Annotated in this window: 8 protein-coding genes; 4 read left to right on the top strand and 4 right to left on the bottom strand. The window is 46.5% G+C overall.

The genetic code is table 11. The annotated features are described in order from the left end of the window. Positions 1-207: 207 nt before the first annotated feature. Positions 208-1,452 (bottom strand): InlB B-repeat-containing protein, encoded by a 1,245-nt coding sequence (locus tag F0P94_RS17375; protein WP_150905417.1) that lies wholly within the window; start codon positions 1,450-1,452, stop codon positions 208-210. Positions 1,453-2,600: 1,148 nt separating this feature from the next. Here F0P94_RS17375 and F0P94_RS17370 point away from each other — a divergent pair. Next, positions 2,601-3,845 carry an amidohydrolase family protein gene (locus F0P94_RS17370; protein ID WP_150905415.1) on the top strand — a complete coding sequence of 415 codons (1,245 nt, stop codon included), beginning with the start codon at positions 2,601-2,603 and terminating at the stop codon, positions 3,843-3,845. A gap of 653 nt (positions 3,846-4,498) precedes the next feature. On the opposite strand, the gene F0P94_RS17365 is transcribed toward F0P94_RS17370, so the two are convergent. After that, positions 4,499-5,671, bottom strand: a complete 1,173-nt coding sequence (locus tag F0P94_RS17365; protein ID WP_150905413.1) for an MFS transporter — start codon at positions 5,669-5,671, stop codon at positions 4,499-4,501. Positions 5,672-5,761: 90 nt separating this feature from the next. Beyond that, complete coding sequence (locus F0P94_RS17360) at positions 5,762-6,745, bottom strand: adenylate/guanylate cyclase domain-containing protein (protein WP_150905411.1); 984 nt, start codon at positions 6,743-6,745, stop codon at positions 5,762-5,764. 341 nt (positions 6,746-7,086) lie between these two features. On the opposite strand from F0P94_RS17360, the gene F0P94_RS17355 reads away from it, so the two are divergent. Further along, the gene (locus F0P94_RS17355; RefSeq protein WP_150905409.1) at positions 7,087-7,749 is read left to right on the top strand and encodes an NADPH-dependent FMN reductase; all 663 of its coding nucleotides are present in this window, start codon (positions 7,087-7,089) and stop codon (positions 7,747-7,749) included. 731 nt (positions 7,750-8,480) lie between these two features. Continuing rightward, positions 8,481-10,112 carry a T9SS type A sorting domain-containing protein gene (locus F0P94_RS17350; RefSeq protein ID WP_150905407.1) on the top strand — a complete coding sequence of 544 codons (1,632 nt, stop codon included), beginning with the start codon at positions 8,481-8,483 and terminating at the stop codon, positions 10,110-10,112. A gap of 301 nt (positions 10,113-10,413) precedes the next feature. On the opposite strand, the gene F0P94_RS17345 is transcribed toward F0P94_RS17350, so the two are convergent. Then, positions 10,414-10,623 carry a hypothetical protein gene (locus tag F0P94_RS17345; protein WP_150905405.1) on the bottom strand — a complete coding sequence of 70 codons (210 nt, stop codon included), beginning with the start codon at positions 10,621-10,623 and terminating at the stop codon, positions 10,414-10,416. Positions 10,624-11,197: 574 nt separating this feature from the next. On the opposite strand from F0P94_RS17345, the gene F0P94_RS17340 reads away from it, so the two are divergent. After that, complete coding sequence (locus F0P94_RS17340) at positions 11,198-16,906, top strand: GEVED domain-containing protein (RefSeq protein ID WP_150905403.1); 5,709 nt, start codon at positions 11,198-11,200, stop codon at positions 16,904-16,906. Positions 16,907-16,960 lie beyond the last annotated feature (54 nt).

The following is a 16,960-nucleotide window of genomic DNA, read 5'->3' as shown; positions in this document are numbered from 1 at the left end:
ATTACGAAAACAAACCCATTAGAAACCATTTGAACTTTGCAAAGACCTTGATCGTGAATGTTCTAAAGGGATACAAAAGAAAAAAAGCAACCAGCTGTGGTTGCTATTTTTTTGTCGAATGAAATTCTGGTTTCAATTGGTGTAATTAAAAGGTACCAAAATGAACCACCTATTTTTTATTGGAATTCATTTTTATTTAAACAAAGATCAATGGTAGGTAGCGCACTTCAAGCTGGAAGAACCGAAGGAATTGTTTAAATCTTCTGATATCCAGGAGGCCGTAAGGGATGATTTACGTTTTACTTGTCCGCTGGAATTGAAGCCAATGTACTGCGAGCCATTCCAAACCACGGCTACTAAACTGGAAGTACCAAAGGTATTGCTCAGATCTTCGGATATCCAGGACGAGGTGAGAGTTGATTTGCGTTTAACCTGGCCACTGGAATTGAAACCGATGTATTGCGAGCCATTCCACACAACACTAACAATACTGGAGGTACCAAAAGAACTACTTAAGTCCTCATTTACCCAAACGGAGGTAAGAGTCGATTTACGCTTAACCTGACCGCTGGAATTAAAGCCAATATACTGCGAGCCATTCCAAACCACGGCTACTAAACTGGAAGTACCAAAGGTATTGCTCAGATCTTCGGATATCCAGGACGAGGTGAGAGTTGATTTGCGTTTAACCTGGCCACTGGAATTGAAACCAATGTATTGTGAACCATTCCACACCACCGTTACCAGACTGGAGCTACCGAAGGTACTGCTTAAGTCTTCATCGATCCAGGAAGAGGTAAGAGTGGATTTACGCTTCACCTGACCACTTGTATTAAAACCGAAGTATCTGCCACTCGGTGTGGAAGCACTATAAATTGCGTAAAGTGAAAGATTGCTCTGAATAGATGCCTGGGTGCCGGGAGAATAGGTTTGTCCGTTTCCATTAGGAGACGTATTCCAGCTTAAAAAGGCATTTCCATTCTGACTTAAACCTCCTGTATTACTTTTAACTGTAAATGAAGTTCCTGGAGCATAGCTGTTATTGTCAACAGGTACAGTGCCTGAAGAGTTACCGTTCCCTAAATAAGTAACCTGAAATTTAGTTGAAGCTGAATTTAACAACCACTTTGCGTACAAGGTTACATTCGATTGATTAAAAGTAAGTTTAGATCCCGCCGCATAGTTTGTACCAGTACCATCGGCTTTCGAATTCCATCCCTGAAATGAATAATTTGTTTTAACCAGATTCCCAACATTGCCTAATACAACGGCCGAACTGCCATTTTCATAAGTATTTCCATCTGTGGGCGCTACGCCGCCCGTATTCCCATTGCCACTGTATGTAACAGCATACTTTGCTCCTGCAGCCCCCCCAGGACTAGGTTTATCATCCTCTTTTTTACAGGCAATAAGTAAAATGAAGGAAAAAAGAAATAGTAAAAAATGCTTCATGTATAGGTTTTCTGTTGGTTTAGTCAAAAGTAATACTATGTTTTATTTTTCCAAAGCAGGAAACAGGTTTACATTAAAATGTTTAAACACTAAATGGAGACCATGGGCCCTGAAGTTCAACATCTTTTATATCTAAACCGAGCTGGTAATTGATCTGGTAATTTCTAATTTAGTAAGCCGTTGCGCGATCCTTTTCTTTCCGGCCGCTTAATTCAGCAATCTCAGGGGTATTTGCCGGTTTTTCGTCGTCGGGTTAACCTAGCAGTTGCCAAGAGGAGGAGGAGTACTGCAGCCCGGGCAATAGGTGTCATTCCCTTGAATTTCACAAGGCGGGCATTTTCCTTTGGTATCAAATTTATTTCAAGCATAGCCACAGGTGCATGGCCATTTGGGTTGCCATCAGGTGCCCAGCCGCCGACAAGGCATTCAGTCATTTGGCCAGGACCTTAATCTTAAAATTTTAACCTTCCAAAGCAGCGGAACCCTGGAGGATAAGGTCAGATATTTCAGTCTTTCGGTCTATCACAAAAAACTCTCCCTGGTAAATGGTGAGTTTTTTTTTGCTCGATAAATACCCTTTCCATTAACCTGCCCCTACCCTGGTAATAAAGATCTGATGAACCAATAAAATCTATCTTAGTGTACAATACACCTCATAGATTGTACTCTGCCGGTCAAGTTGATTGGTTCAATAAACCAACAATTTTGGGAAATCAGCCTAACAACCCACCAACTAAAACTTCGCTTAAATATATAAAATAAGCCTTTTTGTTTTGTATTCTCTAAACTTAAAAAGGCACCGCTAAAATATTACCCAAATTGGCAGGCACAACTTGCCCTTGCGATGGTATCCGATATAATAAGATTTGCCTTGCATACCTCAATACCCTATTAATTTTAACTGAATACCTTGAAATAAAAGCCTCTCTGGCACCATCCCGCCGGCCGTTTAAGGGAATTGCCTGAAGCGGCAAATGCCGTACTGTTCCAGGCAAGTGTTGATACTTACTTCATTTCCTGAAAAACCCTGCAAGTAGGTGGCGGTTATACTACTGTCCGATACCGGCAAAACCTACTGCTAAGATGCCCTGCTGCAACTGCTGAGGCAAAAAATTCACCTTTAAATTAAACCATAACCTTAATTTAAAATGAAAAAGAAGTTTTTTAATGCGAAACTATATCGTAATCCTTCGGCCACTGAAATAGTGGTTGAAGACGGAAAGATCACGGGGGTCGGTACCGATCTGCCGCAATGCGAAGAGGAAATAAACCTGAACGGGAAGCTTATTCTGCCCCCCTATGTAGATTCGCACCTGCACCTGGATTATGTGTATACCGGGCGGAACGATGGCGGTAAGATCAGGACCGGAACACTTTTCGAGGGCATTACCCGCTGGCATGACATTAAAAAATCGCAGACAAAAGAAGATGCCAGAGAACGGGCTCTGGCCGCGATCCGCGAAGAAGTTTCGCAGGGCGTACAATATATCCGCACGCATATCGACGTTACCGACCCAAGGCTTTTGGGAATGCAGGTCATGCTCGAGCTCCGGGAAGAACTGAAAGATACCGTAACCATCCAGATCGTATCTTTCCCGCAGGAAGGGATGTACGCTTATAAAGGCGGCTACGAACTGGTGGAGGAAGCGCTGAAGATGGGGGCCGACTGTGTGGGCGGTATTCCGCACTTCGAATGGGCCCGGGAAATCGGGGAAAAATCGGTGCACAGTTCGGTGGAGCTAGCCATGAAATACGGCAAAATGATCGATGTGCATTGCGACGAAACGGACGACCCCATGGCACGTTTCGTGGAGCTGCTCAATGCCCTGACCATGATAGAAGGGGTCGGGCACCGGACTGCGGCCAGCCACACCTGTTCTTTTGGCAGTGGCGACGACGCGTATGCCTACCGCATGATGGGCTTGTTTAAAGCCAACGGTATGAATTTCATTGCCTGTCCCACCGAAAATGCCTACCTGCAGGGCCGCCAGGATACCTATCCGAAGCGCCGCGGCCTGACCCGGGTAAGAGAGTTTCTCCGGGAAGGTATCAATGTCTGTTTCGGCCAGGACTCCATAAACGACCCCTGGTACCCGTTAGGGAACGGAAACCTGATGAATATCCTGGACAACGGCATCCACTTAACCCAGGTCGCTTCTTATGAGGAGCTGGAAACAGCCTTCGATCTGATCACCTACAACGGTGCCAAAACCATGATGCTGGAGGAGCAGTACGGGCTGGAAAAAGGGAAACCGGCAAACTTTATCGTGCTGGACGAAACCTCCGCGTTTGAAGCGATCCGGAAGCGGGCAGCCGTATTGGCATCGGTACGCAACGGCGAATTCCTGTTCCGCCGCAAAGAAACCGAATATGAGATTCCGTTGAAGCTGTAAGAAATGGTTTAAATAGTCAAATCGTTAAATGGAAGACGACAACAGCACATCGGAATTAGCTGAAGCCAAAATGGTAGTAGTGATCTTATAAATTCCCAAAACAGTTTTTTAAATCTGTCGTGACGAATAAATTTCTCTGTAGCGCAGGGTTTAGCTCCAATGCTGTCAACTTAAAAGATTGAAACTTAGAAATGCTGTTTCAGACATCTTTGTTTGAAACTAAACCTGGTGCGGCCTTCCTTGTCCGCGGGTGTGGTTACGGGAACAAGGATGTCTCCGGCAGATTACTTCCAGATATTGATGTCCGGAAGAGCAATATATTTTATATTATTGATTTCAAAAATAATCCAGATAAATAGCCTTTCCTCCCTCCGAAGGGCAGGGTTGTTTCACTCAAAACTAAAGCAGCTTTTTAGGATATTTTTATCCGAAAACTTCCTGCCGGGGATCTATTGATCCCCGGATTCTGGCCTGAAAATGGTCCACGCGGGTTAATAAACCCGCAACCGGATGTTTCCGGATCGATAGACCCGGAAGAGCAAACAGGGAGAATCCGCCAGAATGAAACGGCCCTGCCTCCAAAGGTTATCTGGATTTAGAGTTTTTAACCTAAAATGGATACCATTTTGCTTCAATAATAAGTCGTACAGCAATCAACTTAAGGTCTTTCTTGCCAAAAAGGAAATTACCATGCCCGGAACAGCTAAAGCAATAGCCATTATCGGTAATACCATAGGCGTATACTTGCCAAGCAGCAGGCCAGCCCCGGAAGTTGCCAGCATAATGGGAAAGTTGAAAGTAGAAGATTGCACCGAGGTGGCAACGTCTTTGGCTTTTTCTACCTGCTTGCTCACCGCGGCCTGAAAAAGGGTAACCAATGGGCCAAAGGAAAGTCCCCACAGAAAGAAAGCAAAATGCGAGATCCCGGTTGTTCCGCCGAAAAGGATAAAGACCACCATAGAAACGGCGAGCAAAGCAAACATGGCCACCGTTAAAAATCGCAGGTGTTGATCGGTGTATTTTATGGCCAGCAATAGGGAGATCAGCGACCCAACCCCAAAAAGTAGCAGTGCCCCTTCTATGCCGCCGGCAAGGTTAAGTTCTTCTACCAGGCTTGTGATATACACATACACGCCATAATGCGCGCTCACCCCCAGCAGGGTAAGCAAAAGCACAATTAATACTTCCGGGATTCTGAGCAGGGCAAAGGGCGAGGAGCTTTTGGTAAGTTTCTCGCCCGGAATGGAAGGCAGCATAAAAATGCACAGCAACGCAAGGACCAGAATAAATACCCCCAGCGCGATAAATTCTGTCCGCCAGCCAAATTCGTTCCCAATATAGGTTACCACCGGCATCCCCAAACTGATACCCAGGGTGTTTCCGGCCATGATCACCGCAATTGCTTTCCCGTGCTGGTTTGCATTTACCAGGCGCATGCCATAAGCCGCGATCATGGGCCACATGACGCCGGCACAAATTCCACCTATCACCCGCAGGATTATTATTACAGTATAGCTATGCAGGAGGCCCGCAACAATATTGGAAACCGCAAATCCGGCCAGCAGCAGCAGCAACAAAATTTTGCGGTTGAATGGCATGGTAAGGGATACAAGCGGTATCGCGAAAATAGCTGACGCAATGGCGTAGTATCCTACCAGATTACCGCCCTGAACCTCGCTGATATCCAGATCGGCCATCATTTGCGGAAGAACGCCGGAAGGCATCAGTTCAGAAAGGATCCCCACAAAAGTTACCGAAGACATCAGGATCATAATCAGCCAGGGGAAGACCTCTTTGCTCTCGGCTGCAGCTCGTTTTTCGCTCATGGTAGATTCTTTTTAAGCTGTTTAAAAGTTCTCTGAAAGGTGCTCTTTTTCGGTTATTATCTTTTATCCAGCCCGGTTAAGCCCTGAAACTTACAACAGGAACTGATCGGGAGGGCCGCTCAGGAGTTTGCCTGAGGATGCGTTTGAAGTACCCAGATAAGGGTGACCAATAAGTTGAACTTCATACGTACTGCTTACCCCCCTAAGGTTCAGGTGGCCGCAGCCAAGGGAATAAGGTGGTTTTTTCAGCAACCGGTACGCCAGGGCCGAGATCACAAAGTTGTTGTTGAGTTCTTTGGTGGCGGCCTGCAGCCGGGCTGCTATATTAACCGGGTAGCCCATAACTGTAAGGTTATGGCTCAACCCGATGCCTACGTTACCTACCACTACGTTGCCTGCATGCACCCCGATCCCAACTTCGAAAGTATGATTAAAGTAGGGCCGCACGTAGGTATTATTATAAATCCGGAGATCTTCCAGGATCTTAAACCCGGCCAGCACTGCCGAATCCACTGCCTCCCTTATTTTGCTATCGAGACCGAATACGGCATAAAGCCCATCGCCGGCGGTATCTATAATTTCCCCGTTGTACTGTACGATAGCATTCTTAAAAATACTCAGGATCCGGCGCATGAGGTGAATGACATCGAAAGGCAGGTTGTTTTCCAGAAAAGGCGTAAAGTTGCGCACATCAATGAAAAAGAGGGCCAGTTTACGGCGCTCGCCTATTTCGCCAATGGTATCGGCAACATTGCCGTCCACAAAAATTAACCGGTCTGTTTCGTCCCGGATCAGGCGCTGTACTTCCACGCCATCTTCCAATACATGCGTTTGGCAGGCAAGCCGGATATTTGCCGGGAACTTTTTTATATTCCTGATTACCTGTTCATTACCAGTAGGCGGGGTTAGCTTTTCTTTTCCTGTTAGCACCATTATGCGGCAGGTAGTACATTGTCCCTTGCCGCCGCAGGCATGGTAATGGGGAATACCGGCCGCAAGCGATGCCTGCAGGATCGTTTGCTCCTTTTCTACGGGAATCGCTTTTTCACCTTTAAATTTTAAGGAGAAGGACATGGGCTTAAAATCCTGATTATTTTTATTTGCTCCCGGGTTTTCCCAGGTTATTGTTCCGTGGAGCAGGCCTGATACCGTATTCCAACTTTAAGAAAACCTGTTTTTTTTCATGGCAAAAGAGGAATCAGGTTATACTTTAAAAACAAAAATTGGTCTGGCTTATACGCGTTCTTTAATGCCATAATTTTGCAGTTGGCCAAATTCGGCAGTTTAAAGAAACAAATATTTTAACCGAAGGCATTAAGTCCTGGCCTCCTTTTCCTTTTCTTCGTATCACAGGTTTTCAATGCTAATCACCTCCCGGAACCAGGTTAAATCTTAAACGCTATAAAGGCTTTCAAATGAACGAGCAACTAAAAAATAAGGAACAGGGCCAGACAAGCTTTCTGGTTTTCTCGGCTTCGTTAAGAACCGATTCGTTTAATACCAAATTAGCCAAACTGGCAGTTCAGGTCATTGAAAAACACGGTGGCAAAGTTGATTTTGCAGACATGAGAGAATTTGATTGCCCTACCTTTAACCAGGATCTGGAAGTAAACGACTATCACCCGGAAGGCGCGATAGCGTTTCGGGAACGCATTCTGGCCAACGATGCTTTTATTATTTCCTCGCCGGAATATAACGCCTCCATGCCCGGTTGCCTGAAAAATATGATCGACTGGGTTTCACGCTTTCGCCCGCAGCCTTTCCACCAGCACCATGCCTTACTAATGTCCGCTTCGCCTTCTATGGCCGGCGGGAACCGGGGGCTTTGGTCGTTGAGGATTCCTTTGGAGCACCTCGGCACCCGGGTGTATCCGGATATGTTTTCCCTGGCTTCGGCCCACCAGGCTTTCGATGAGCAGGGAAATATAAAAGATCCAGCCCTGGCCAAAAGGTTTGAAGATAACCTGGTGGCTTTCATGGATCAGGTAGAAGCCTCTAAACACTATCCTTGCATGAAAAAAGCCTGGGTAGAGTTCCTGGGAGAAAAGCTAACAAAGGAAACAGAGCGGGTGGAATAAGTCCGGCGGCAGGCTGCCCCGACTCTTCAAATCCGAACGTGAGCCATTACGTTGCTACGCTCAAATGCCATAGTAGTAGCCAATAGTTTAGCTTCGCTGAATCATCGATTTCTTCGGCAAGTTGCGGAGACCTGCTTTATTTTTTGCCAATTGGTCATAGTGTTTTCACTAACAACTACGCTTCAGCCTGCTTTTACCAGACAAAATAAAGCTTTATGAAGCACCAGTAAGATCTTTGGTAAGGATCTAATATGTATGATGCTTAAAAAGGTTTAGACCTGGTGAAATTAAAATGCTTCAGAACTTCCTCAATGCGGGCTTTTTATTTAAAATCGGTATCATTTTAACCTTAAAAACTGTTCATCATTCCTTTTAAACCCACTCCGGAGTTTTTTAGGAATAAACCAATTGTCGTGTTACCTACCACTAAGAATCTTCCAGGACCAGTAAATTCCCCTGGATACAATTCAATTTTTCTTTCCTTCGGTCTACCATGATAAAAGCCACTCCGCTAGTACCAGAGTGGCTTTTATCTGGTCTTTAAAATAAACTTTGGTTCCCTAAGCAGGCCTTCCTTTAATTCTGAAGAAATTGAATGATCAGGTTCGGATCATTGCCCGGGCTTTATAAGTTCAATTTATATTTTGTTCTGGTTATAAGTATCCATAATATTGGGAAAGATTAAGAGATTAAAAATCCATTAATTGCCATCCAAAATTCGGGCTATTATTATGAAAAAATTTACAAAACACGCTTCAATTCTCTGGCGGCCCCTGCTATTAGGCTTATTAGCAGCTCCCGTTTCCGAAACCCTTGCCCAGACCGCTCCTGCCAAATTGTGGGATAAAACGCTTGGAGGAACCGGCCAGGAAACAATTAGTTCGTTATGCCAAACCCTGGACGACGGAATAATCTTAGCTGGAGAAACAGATTCTCCTCAGGGAGGCGATATAACCGGCGTTAATAAAGGCATTTACGATGTCTGGGTAGTTAAGCTCAATTCCAACGGCGTAAAATTATGGGATAAGACCTTCGGAACGCCCAATGTAGACGCTATTTCTACGGTTGCTGCTACTTCAGATGGTGGCTGCATCTTAGGCGCGACCTCATCTGGTGGCATTGTTGGAGATAAAAGCCATGCTTCTAAAGGCGGTAGTGATTTCTGGATCATAAAACTCGATGCCGCCGGAAATAAGATGTGGGACAAGACTTATGGCGGCCCGGAGGAAGAGAGCCTGAGAGAGATCCACCAAACTGCCGATGGCGGTTATATTGTTGGTGGCACTTCTGATTTAAGCGGTGGTGACCGGTCTGCAGGTTTTGGTATTAAAGATAACTGGGTTCTGAAACTCGATGCTGCAGGTAATAAAATGTGGGAGAAATCTTTTGGTGGTAATAACGATGATTATTTCGCTTCCATAAAACCAACTGCCGATGGTGGATATATCATGGCTTCCATATCCGGTTCTCCCTTAAGCGGGAATAAATCGCAGCCGGGCCGTGGTTCAACTGATTTTTGGGTTATTAAAATGGATAATCTGGGAAATAAGGTCTGGGATAAAGTGTTTGGGGGCAACCTTAAAGATTGGCCAAGCGATGTAATACAAGCCCGCGATGGCGGATTCGTAGTAGTCGGCTATTCCCTTTCAGGCGTAGGGAATGAGAAGAGCCAGCCAAATAAAGGTTTCGAAGATTATTGGATCGTGAAACTGGATGCGGCCGGTAATAAACTCTGGGACAAGACCTATGGTGGCGATCAAACGGAAGGAGCCAATGCCATAACGCAAACCAGCGATGGCGGCTATGTGGTTACCGGATACTCGAATACCTGGTTATTCAATGCAGATAAAACCAGCAGAAGAGGGGGTATGGATATCTGGACTTTGAAGTTAGATTCTCTGGGAACGAGGGTTTGGGACCAAGCAACCGGCGGGGCTGAAAATGATGGCGCTACTTCCATGATCATTGCCAAAGATGGGGGTTTAATTCTTGCCGGCGAATCGCGCTCCAACATAAGTCATGATAAAAGCGAACCTAATTTAGGCCTTCGAGATTATTGGGTTGTAAAACTAGGTGGCGTTATTACTATTACGGGTATTGAAGAAGAAAAATCAGAGGCTAAACCAAACGTTTTCCCAAACCCTAGCCAAGGCAGATTTCAGCTGGAAATGAAAGGCTTAAAAAGCAGATCCGCTACAGTACATGTTTCCGACTTAGCAGGTAAAAACGTTTTAGAAAAACAGGTAAAAGTAGCAGATGGAATATTAAAAGAATCTTTTGATCTATCTGCTGCCAAAGGGGTTTATGTATTGCAAATTATTACTACCGACCATATTGTAACCAGGAAGATCCTGATAGAATAGTAATAGCAGCACAAATACGAATAAACCTGCATAAACTTTCAGTGAAAAGCCCGCTTAAGTACTTAAGCGGGCTTTTTAGATAAGCCTTAAAGCTGCAGGAGGAAGTCCGGTTGCCTTATTCTACCAGCAGCAGGTCAATTTGCCTGAAGCCTTCAGCAATTCTCTGAACATTGTAAATCCCCTTTGCCTGGTTTTCCAAATCCAGTATAATTTGCCTTTCGTTTAAGTCTGCATATTTATTTAAGACACCCTTACGCAGTGAATTTTAGATTTTAACCTGCGCAGCCTGCGGCTTAAACAACTATAAAGTAACTTTTCCGGTTGCTGGGTTTGGGTACAGGTTGAAACCGGAATTCTCTAACGCCTTGGTTCCCGGAATAATAAAGTTGTAATCCTGAGAAAAAGAAGAGGCGCAATTATCCCCATCTTTAACCCTTACCGAATAAGCACCGGATGCACTTACTTTCAATTTTCGCCTGGTTGCCGAAGTGGGGTATTGTTGTGTTTCCATTCGTAGCTGTTTCTCAACGTCGAAGCAATTAAAGTATCCGGGGAAATAAGGAAAACCACCGGCTGCACGAGCGGAGCTGAGATCACCACTTGTTGGATTGCTGTTCCGGTGCAGCCGTTTTGCGTAAAGGAATAAGTTAAGTTCTGGGTTCCTGCTAAGGCACTGGCTGGGCTAAATAAGCCGGTACTGCTAACACCGGGCCCAAATACCTCCCCCCGGACTGAAACCGAGTTCTGACTTCTGGCTCCGGAAATATTAGAAAAAGGATCTCCTCCCAATAAATACCCGCCATCAGCAGTAATACCCAGGCCGGCACAATTATCAGATGCAATCCCTCCAAGGATTTTATCCCAGATCTTATTACCGTTTGCGAATACTCACATCCAGATACCAATGTCTTTTTTCATTAAATGAACCGGCATTGTTATTTTTTTTATCCTCAGGCAACCATCCTCTCCTATTTCTGGTCTTGGCCATTACAGAGCCTTCCATTTGCTGTTATTCCCTAAGAACCCTTCTTTTATATGCCGCTTACAGTTAAAAAAATTAGAAACACAATCTTACTTTCTGACTTATGAAACAAAAATTACAGGTCCGGTTTTTTTATTTGTTAAGTGGAATTTTATTTCTGCTGCTTTTTCCGGTGCTGAAAGGCTTTGCCCAATGCCCGGTTGCTAGCAGTTGTACGCCCGGCAACCTGCCGGCCGGCAGCATTGTATTTGGTATGGGCATTCTGAATGTGAACCTTAATAACGGAGCCATTAATAATACCACGCCGGGAGTATCAGCCTCAACCGGCTATACCGATTATGCCTGTACTATTGGCGCCACCTTAACGGCTAATTTAACTTACCCGGTCAGCATTCAGACCAATGGTAATGTAAATGAAAACGCAGGTGTTTGGGTAGATCTGAACAACAACGGCACTTTTGAGGCTGCTGCAGAACTGGTTTTCAGTTCAACTAATAAAATGCTGCATACCGGCACCATAACGCTTCCGGCCACGGCCGTTACCGGTACCCCGCTGCGGATGCGCGTTTCAGCCGATAATTTTTCGGCCCCGGTACCTACGCCCTGTTCTACCCCGCAATATTCTGAGGTAGAAGATTACAGTATTACTATAATTTCCAATACTGCTGCGCCGGTGGCAGCATTTACCGCCGATTCCATAACCTGTACCAGCACCGTTGCCTTTACTGACCTGTCGCAGAATGGCCCGACTGCCTGGCGCTGGAACTTTGGAGATCCTGCTTCCGGAACAGCTAATACTTCTACCCTGAAAAACCCTGTACACACTTTTTCAGGGCCGGGCACTTACACCATAACCTTAGCCGTAACGAATGCCATTGGCTCCGATACCCTTACTAAAACCAACTACTTAACTTACCATACCAATGTACCGGTAGCAGCGGCCTGTACCCCTGGAACCACCAATTTCTGCTGCGGCTACGGCATTACCAACGTAGACTTCGGCAGCGGCCTTCTGGTAAATGCCTCGGCCAATGGTGCCGCTGGCTACCAGGATTTTACCTGCTCCAAATCTGTGACCGTGACAGCCGGGAACACGTATCCGGTTGCCCTAACTTCCGGCATTAATCCGCAGGATACCCGCATTTACATCGATTTAAACAACGACGGTAACTTTAGCGGGGCCAGCGAAATGGTGCTTCAGCTCCTGAATATGGTAAACCCGGCCGGAAATATATTAATCCCGGGCACTGCCGTAACCAACACGCCGTTGCGCATGCGCATTATTTCAGATGAGATCGGCAGCACCTTTACCGGATGCAATGGTATTATCAGCGGGCAGGCAGAAGATTATACCATTATTATTCAACCGAACCAGAATCTGCCGGTAGCAGACTTCTGCAGTAGCTTTTCTGCTTCCTGCGATACCGTTGTAGCCTTTACCGACCAAAGCACGAATGGACCCGGCAGCTGGCTCTGGAATTTCGGAGATCCGGCATCCGGCGCTTTAAATACTTCTACGCTGCAGCACCCGACCCACATCTATCATAACACCGGCACCTATACCGTAACGCTTACGGCAACAAATGGCAACGGAAGCAGCACCGTTGTAAAAACCAATCTGATCACAGTTGTAAAACCTTGCCAGACCGCCTGCACCGCCACCAGTAATGGCATTCAGGTCGTCTGGATCACGAATGTAAAGCTAAATAATCTGAATAAAACTTCAGGGGCGGCTCCGACCGGTTATTCTGATTTTACCGGCTCGTCGGCAGTCCTGATACCGGGGCAATCCACTACCCTGAGCGTGTCTAGGGGAGGTAATCTTAATTATACTTCTGTAAGCGCCTGGATAGATTACAACCGCAACGGTAACTTTGAAACCACGGAGCGGGTAATGACCGTAGATTACACCAATACCGTTGCCACAGCCGTTATTACCGTCCCATCCACCATCGCGTTAGGGTATTGCAGAATGCGTATCGTTACGGATTCGTATTTAACGGCGACTTCAAATCCCTGCTTTACCAGTAGGTTGCAAACCGAAACAGAAGATTATACCATAAACTTTCAGACGGACCAGCAGCCTCCGCTTGCAGACTTTACGGTAAGCACCCAGACCATCTGTTCCGGCCCGGTTACGTTTACCGATAATTCCATAAACGGACCAACCACCTGGCTCTGGAATTTTGGCGATCCGGCTTCGGGTGCAGCAAATACTTCTACCCTGCAAAACCCAATTCACATTTATTCTTCTCCGGGGCAGTATACCGTTACGTTAACTGTTACCAATGCGAATGGCTCAAGAACCCTGGTGCAACCCAATTTTATAAATTATGACCCGAACCACAGTTTTTGCACCACCGTTGTAATGCCGGCCAAGGGCACCGGCCTGACCGCTACGCGTTGCTCAGGGGCTATTTTCGATCCGGGCGGGCCGATCGGGCAGTACCCGGACGATGCAAACGGCACCCTTACCATTGCACCTACCGGAGCTGCAACCGTAACTTTAACCTTTACCGCTTTTAACCTTGAAAGTGGTAATGATCTGCTCCGGATCTACGATGGACCGGATACCAGTTTTCCGTTAATCGGAACTTATTCGGGCAATACCTTGCCAAACGGCGGAAGCATTACTTCTACCCGATCGGCTTTAACCCTGAGTTTTACCAGTAATAATCGTACCGTTATGGATGGCTTTCAGGCTTCCTGGTCCTGTACAGCGCCTGGGCTAAAACCGGCAGCTGATTTCTTGCCCGATCTGAGTTCTATCTGTACCGGATCAGTTTCTTTCCATGACAGGTCATCTAATGCTCCGACTTCCTGGTTATGGGATTTTGGCGATCCGGCCTCTGGGGCGGCTAATACTTCTACCTTGCAGAACCCGGTGCATACTTATCCGGCTGGCACGGCCGGCGCTTATACGGTTACTTTAATAACCTGTAATAGTATTGGCTGCGACACACTTGTGAAAACCAATTATATAAACATTGCGACACCCTGCTTAACTTATTGTGCTTCCAGCAATCACCGGAATGCTATTCAATGGATCAGCAACGTAACTGCCGGCACCATTAACAATACTTCGGCTGCTGAATTAAACGGATACGGTAATTACACTTACCTGCGTACCGACCTGATACAGGGGAATCCTTTGAACCCGGTTTCAGTTACCTTAGGTGATTTATCCGGAATTTCAAGGTATGTAACTGTCTGGATCGATTTTAATCAGGATGGCATTTTTCAAATTACAGAACGGGTATTAAGCACCCCGGCTCCTGCAAGCGGACCGGGCGGGCAATTTATGGCAACCGGCAACTTTACGGTGCCGGCAAACGCCCGGTTGGGAACTACCAGAATGCGCATTATTATGAATGCCTTTGCCGGTCTCTCCAACCCTTGTCAAATGAACCTTTCTTTAGGCGAAACAGAAGATTACACGGTAAATATTCTGCCGAGTACGTTCCCGACTGTAGCGGGTTTTTCCGCCGATCTGAATACCGTTTGTACCGGTACGGTACAGTTTACCGACGCTTCCGCCAACGGCCCGACATCCTGGTTATGGAACTTCGGTGATCCTGCTTCCGGGGCTGCCAATACCTCTACGCTTCAGAACCCAACGCACATGTATTCTACCACTTCCCCGGGCAATTATACGGTAACTTTAACGGCATGTAAAGGCGGCCAATGCAATACAGTAACTAAAACCAACTACGTAACTATTCCGGTACCTTGTTTAACGTATTGCGCCTCTGCCAATAATAATAATTCTGCCATGTGGATAAGCTGGGTGAAAATCGGAACAATTGACAATACTACTTCGGCTGAGTTAAACGGATACGGAAACTATACCTATTTAAGAACCAACCTGACTGCTGGCGCAGCCAGCACCCGGCTGCAGGTATCGGCAAATACATCAAGCCTATTCATCGGCGCTTGGATCGATTTTAACCAGGATGGCATTTTTCAATCTACGGAACAGGTTATGAGCGACAGGGCTTCTGCTACAGGCACCCCGCCTAATACTGCCCAAATTTATTTTACCGTACCTGCAACTGCACTGGCTGGTATTACCCGGATGCGGATTATAGGTACTACAACTACTTATCCCACCAATCCCTGCGCTACGAACCTTTCCAGCGGCGAGACAGAAGATTATACGATCAATATTATTTCTAATCCTCCGGTAGCCAATTTTTCCGGCACCCCTTTAGTTTCCTGTACCGGCCTGGTTAACTTTACCGATGCCTCTACGAATACGCCAACCTCCTGGCTCTGGAACTTCGGGGATCCGGGTTCCGGGGCAGCCAATACTTCAACCCTGCAGCACCCAAGCCATACGTTCTCTGCTCCGGGCACCTATTCTGTCACCCTAACTGCAACGAATGGTGGCGGTTCAAACACGGTCTCCAAAACCAACTATATTACGGTAAACCCGGCACCGGTGGTAAATGCCGGAGCTACCGAAACTGTTTGTTCCAATGCAGCTCAATTTCAGTTAACCGGCTTTAGTCCTGCCGGTGGAACCTGGTCCGGGCCCGGCGTAAGTACATCCGGATTGTTTACGCCAACTAACAGCTTAGCAGGAAATCAAACCTTAACTTATACCGTTAACCAAAACGGCTGTTCGACTTCGGCTACCAAAACAATTACCGTAAACGCGGCGCCTGTAGTAAGTGCGGGTACTGCCCAGGCAATTTGTGCTGCGGCCGTACCGTTCCAGCTTACCGGTTTCAGTCCGGCGGGTGGTACCTGGAGCGGTGCAGGAGTAGGTGCTTCAGGTCTTTTTACCCCAGCCACCAGTATAATCGGAAATCAGACCCTCACCTATACCGTTTCGCAAAATGGCTGCACGACTTCGGCTACCAAAATAATTTCCGTTACTGCTGTGCCTGTTGCAAGTACGGGACCTGCACAAACAGTATGTGCAAATGCGGCTCCGCTTCAGTTAACGGGCTTTAGCCCAACCGGAGGAAGCTGGTCCGGTCCTGGCGTAAGTGCTTCGGGATTGTTTACTCCAACGAACAGCTTAATCGGAAATCAGACGCTAACCTATACCGTTACCCAATATGGTTGCACCGTTTCAGCGAATCAGGTAATTACCGTAACTCCTGCGCCGGTAGTAAATGCCGGGGCCAACGATACAGTTTGTGCCGATGCTGCTCCTTTTCAACTCGCTGGTTTTAGCCCGGCTGGCGGAACCTGGTCGGGACCGGGCGTGAGCGCTACCGGTATATTTACCCCGGCCACTTCCCTGGCAGGAAACCAAACGTTAACCTACACATATACTGGTAATGGTTGTACTGTTACAGCTACAAGGCAGGTTACCGTTTCCCCGCTACCAATGAGACCAGCTATTACGCTTCTAACTCCCGATACCCTTATTTCTTCGGTAAGCGGCAGCGGCTACGAATGGACCCTGAATGCTACTACCCTGCCTACTAATACCCGAAAACTAAAAGCAACAGCTACCGGCACCTATGCCGTCCGGGTAATAGACGGCAGCAACTGTACTTCCGCTTTTTCACAAGATTATAGCTTTATGGTTTCAGGCATAAAAGAGGCGTCAATGGGTGAGATAAACCTGTATCCAAACCCAAGTACCGGAATCGTGAACCTGGTGCTGAAGGGGCAACCGACTGCTCAGGTTACTGTTTTTAATTCCATAGGCAGCGCTGTACTAAGCAAAACGGTACCGGAAAACGACAATAAAGAGGCCGTTCAATTAAACCTATCCGGTGTAGCCAAAGGAATTTACCTGATCCGGATAAAAACTGAAAACAAGGTACTCATCCGGAAAGTTGTAATGGAGTAAGGAATCATATTCAAAAAGACAGGACAGTTAACCACCTTAAAACCAATTGTCAGA

The sequence above is a fragment of the Adhaeribacter soli genome, from assembly GCF_008727925.1.
GTDB lineage: Bacteria > Bacteroidota > Bacteroidia > Cytophagales > Hymenobacteraceae > Adhaeribacter_A > Adhaeribacter_A soli.
This window is presented reverse-complemented; position numbering and strand designations above follow the sequence as displayed.

What these genes read in the sequence shown, in the direction of transcription:
- F0P94_RS17345 (WP_150905405.1), bottom strand. Translation starts at nt 10,623, where the DNA reads ATGGAAACACAACAATACCCCACTTCGGCAACCAGGCGAAAATTGAAA.
- F0P94_RS17365 (WP_150905413.1), bottom strand. Translation starts at nt 5,671, where the DNA reads ATGAGCGAAAAACGAGCTGCAGCCGAGAGCAAAGAGGTCTTCCCCTGG.
- F0P94_RS17355 (WP_150905409.1), top strand. Translation starts at nt 7,087, where the DNA reads ATGAACGAGCAACTAAAAAATAAGGAACAGGGCCAGACAAGCTTTCTG.
- F0P94_RS17350 (WP_150905407.1), top strand. Translation starts at nt 8,481, where the DNA reads ATGAAAAAATTTACAAAACACGCTTCAATTCTCTGGCGGCCCCTGCTA.
- F0P94_RS17340 (WP_150905403.1), top strand. Translation starts at nt 11,198, where the DNA reads ATGAAACAAAAATTACAGGTCCGGTTTTTTTATTTGTTAAGTGGAATT.
- F0P94_RS17375 (WP_150905417.1), bottom strand. Translation starts at nt 1,452, where the DNA reads ATGAAGCATTTTTTACTATTTCTTTTTTCCTTCATTTTACTTATTGCC.
- F0P94_RS17370 (WP_150905415.1), top strand. Translation starts at nt 2,601, where the DNA reads ATGAAAAAGAAGTTTTTTAATGCGAAACTATATCGTAATCCTTCGGCC.
- F0P94_RS17360 (WP_150905411.1), bottom strand. Translation starts at nt 6,745, where the DNA reads ATGTCCTTCTCCTTAAAATTTAAAGGTGAAAAAGCGATTCCCGTAGAA.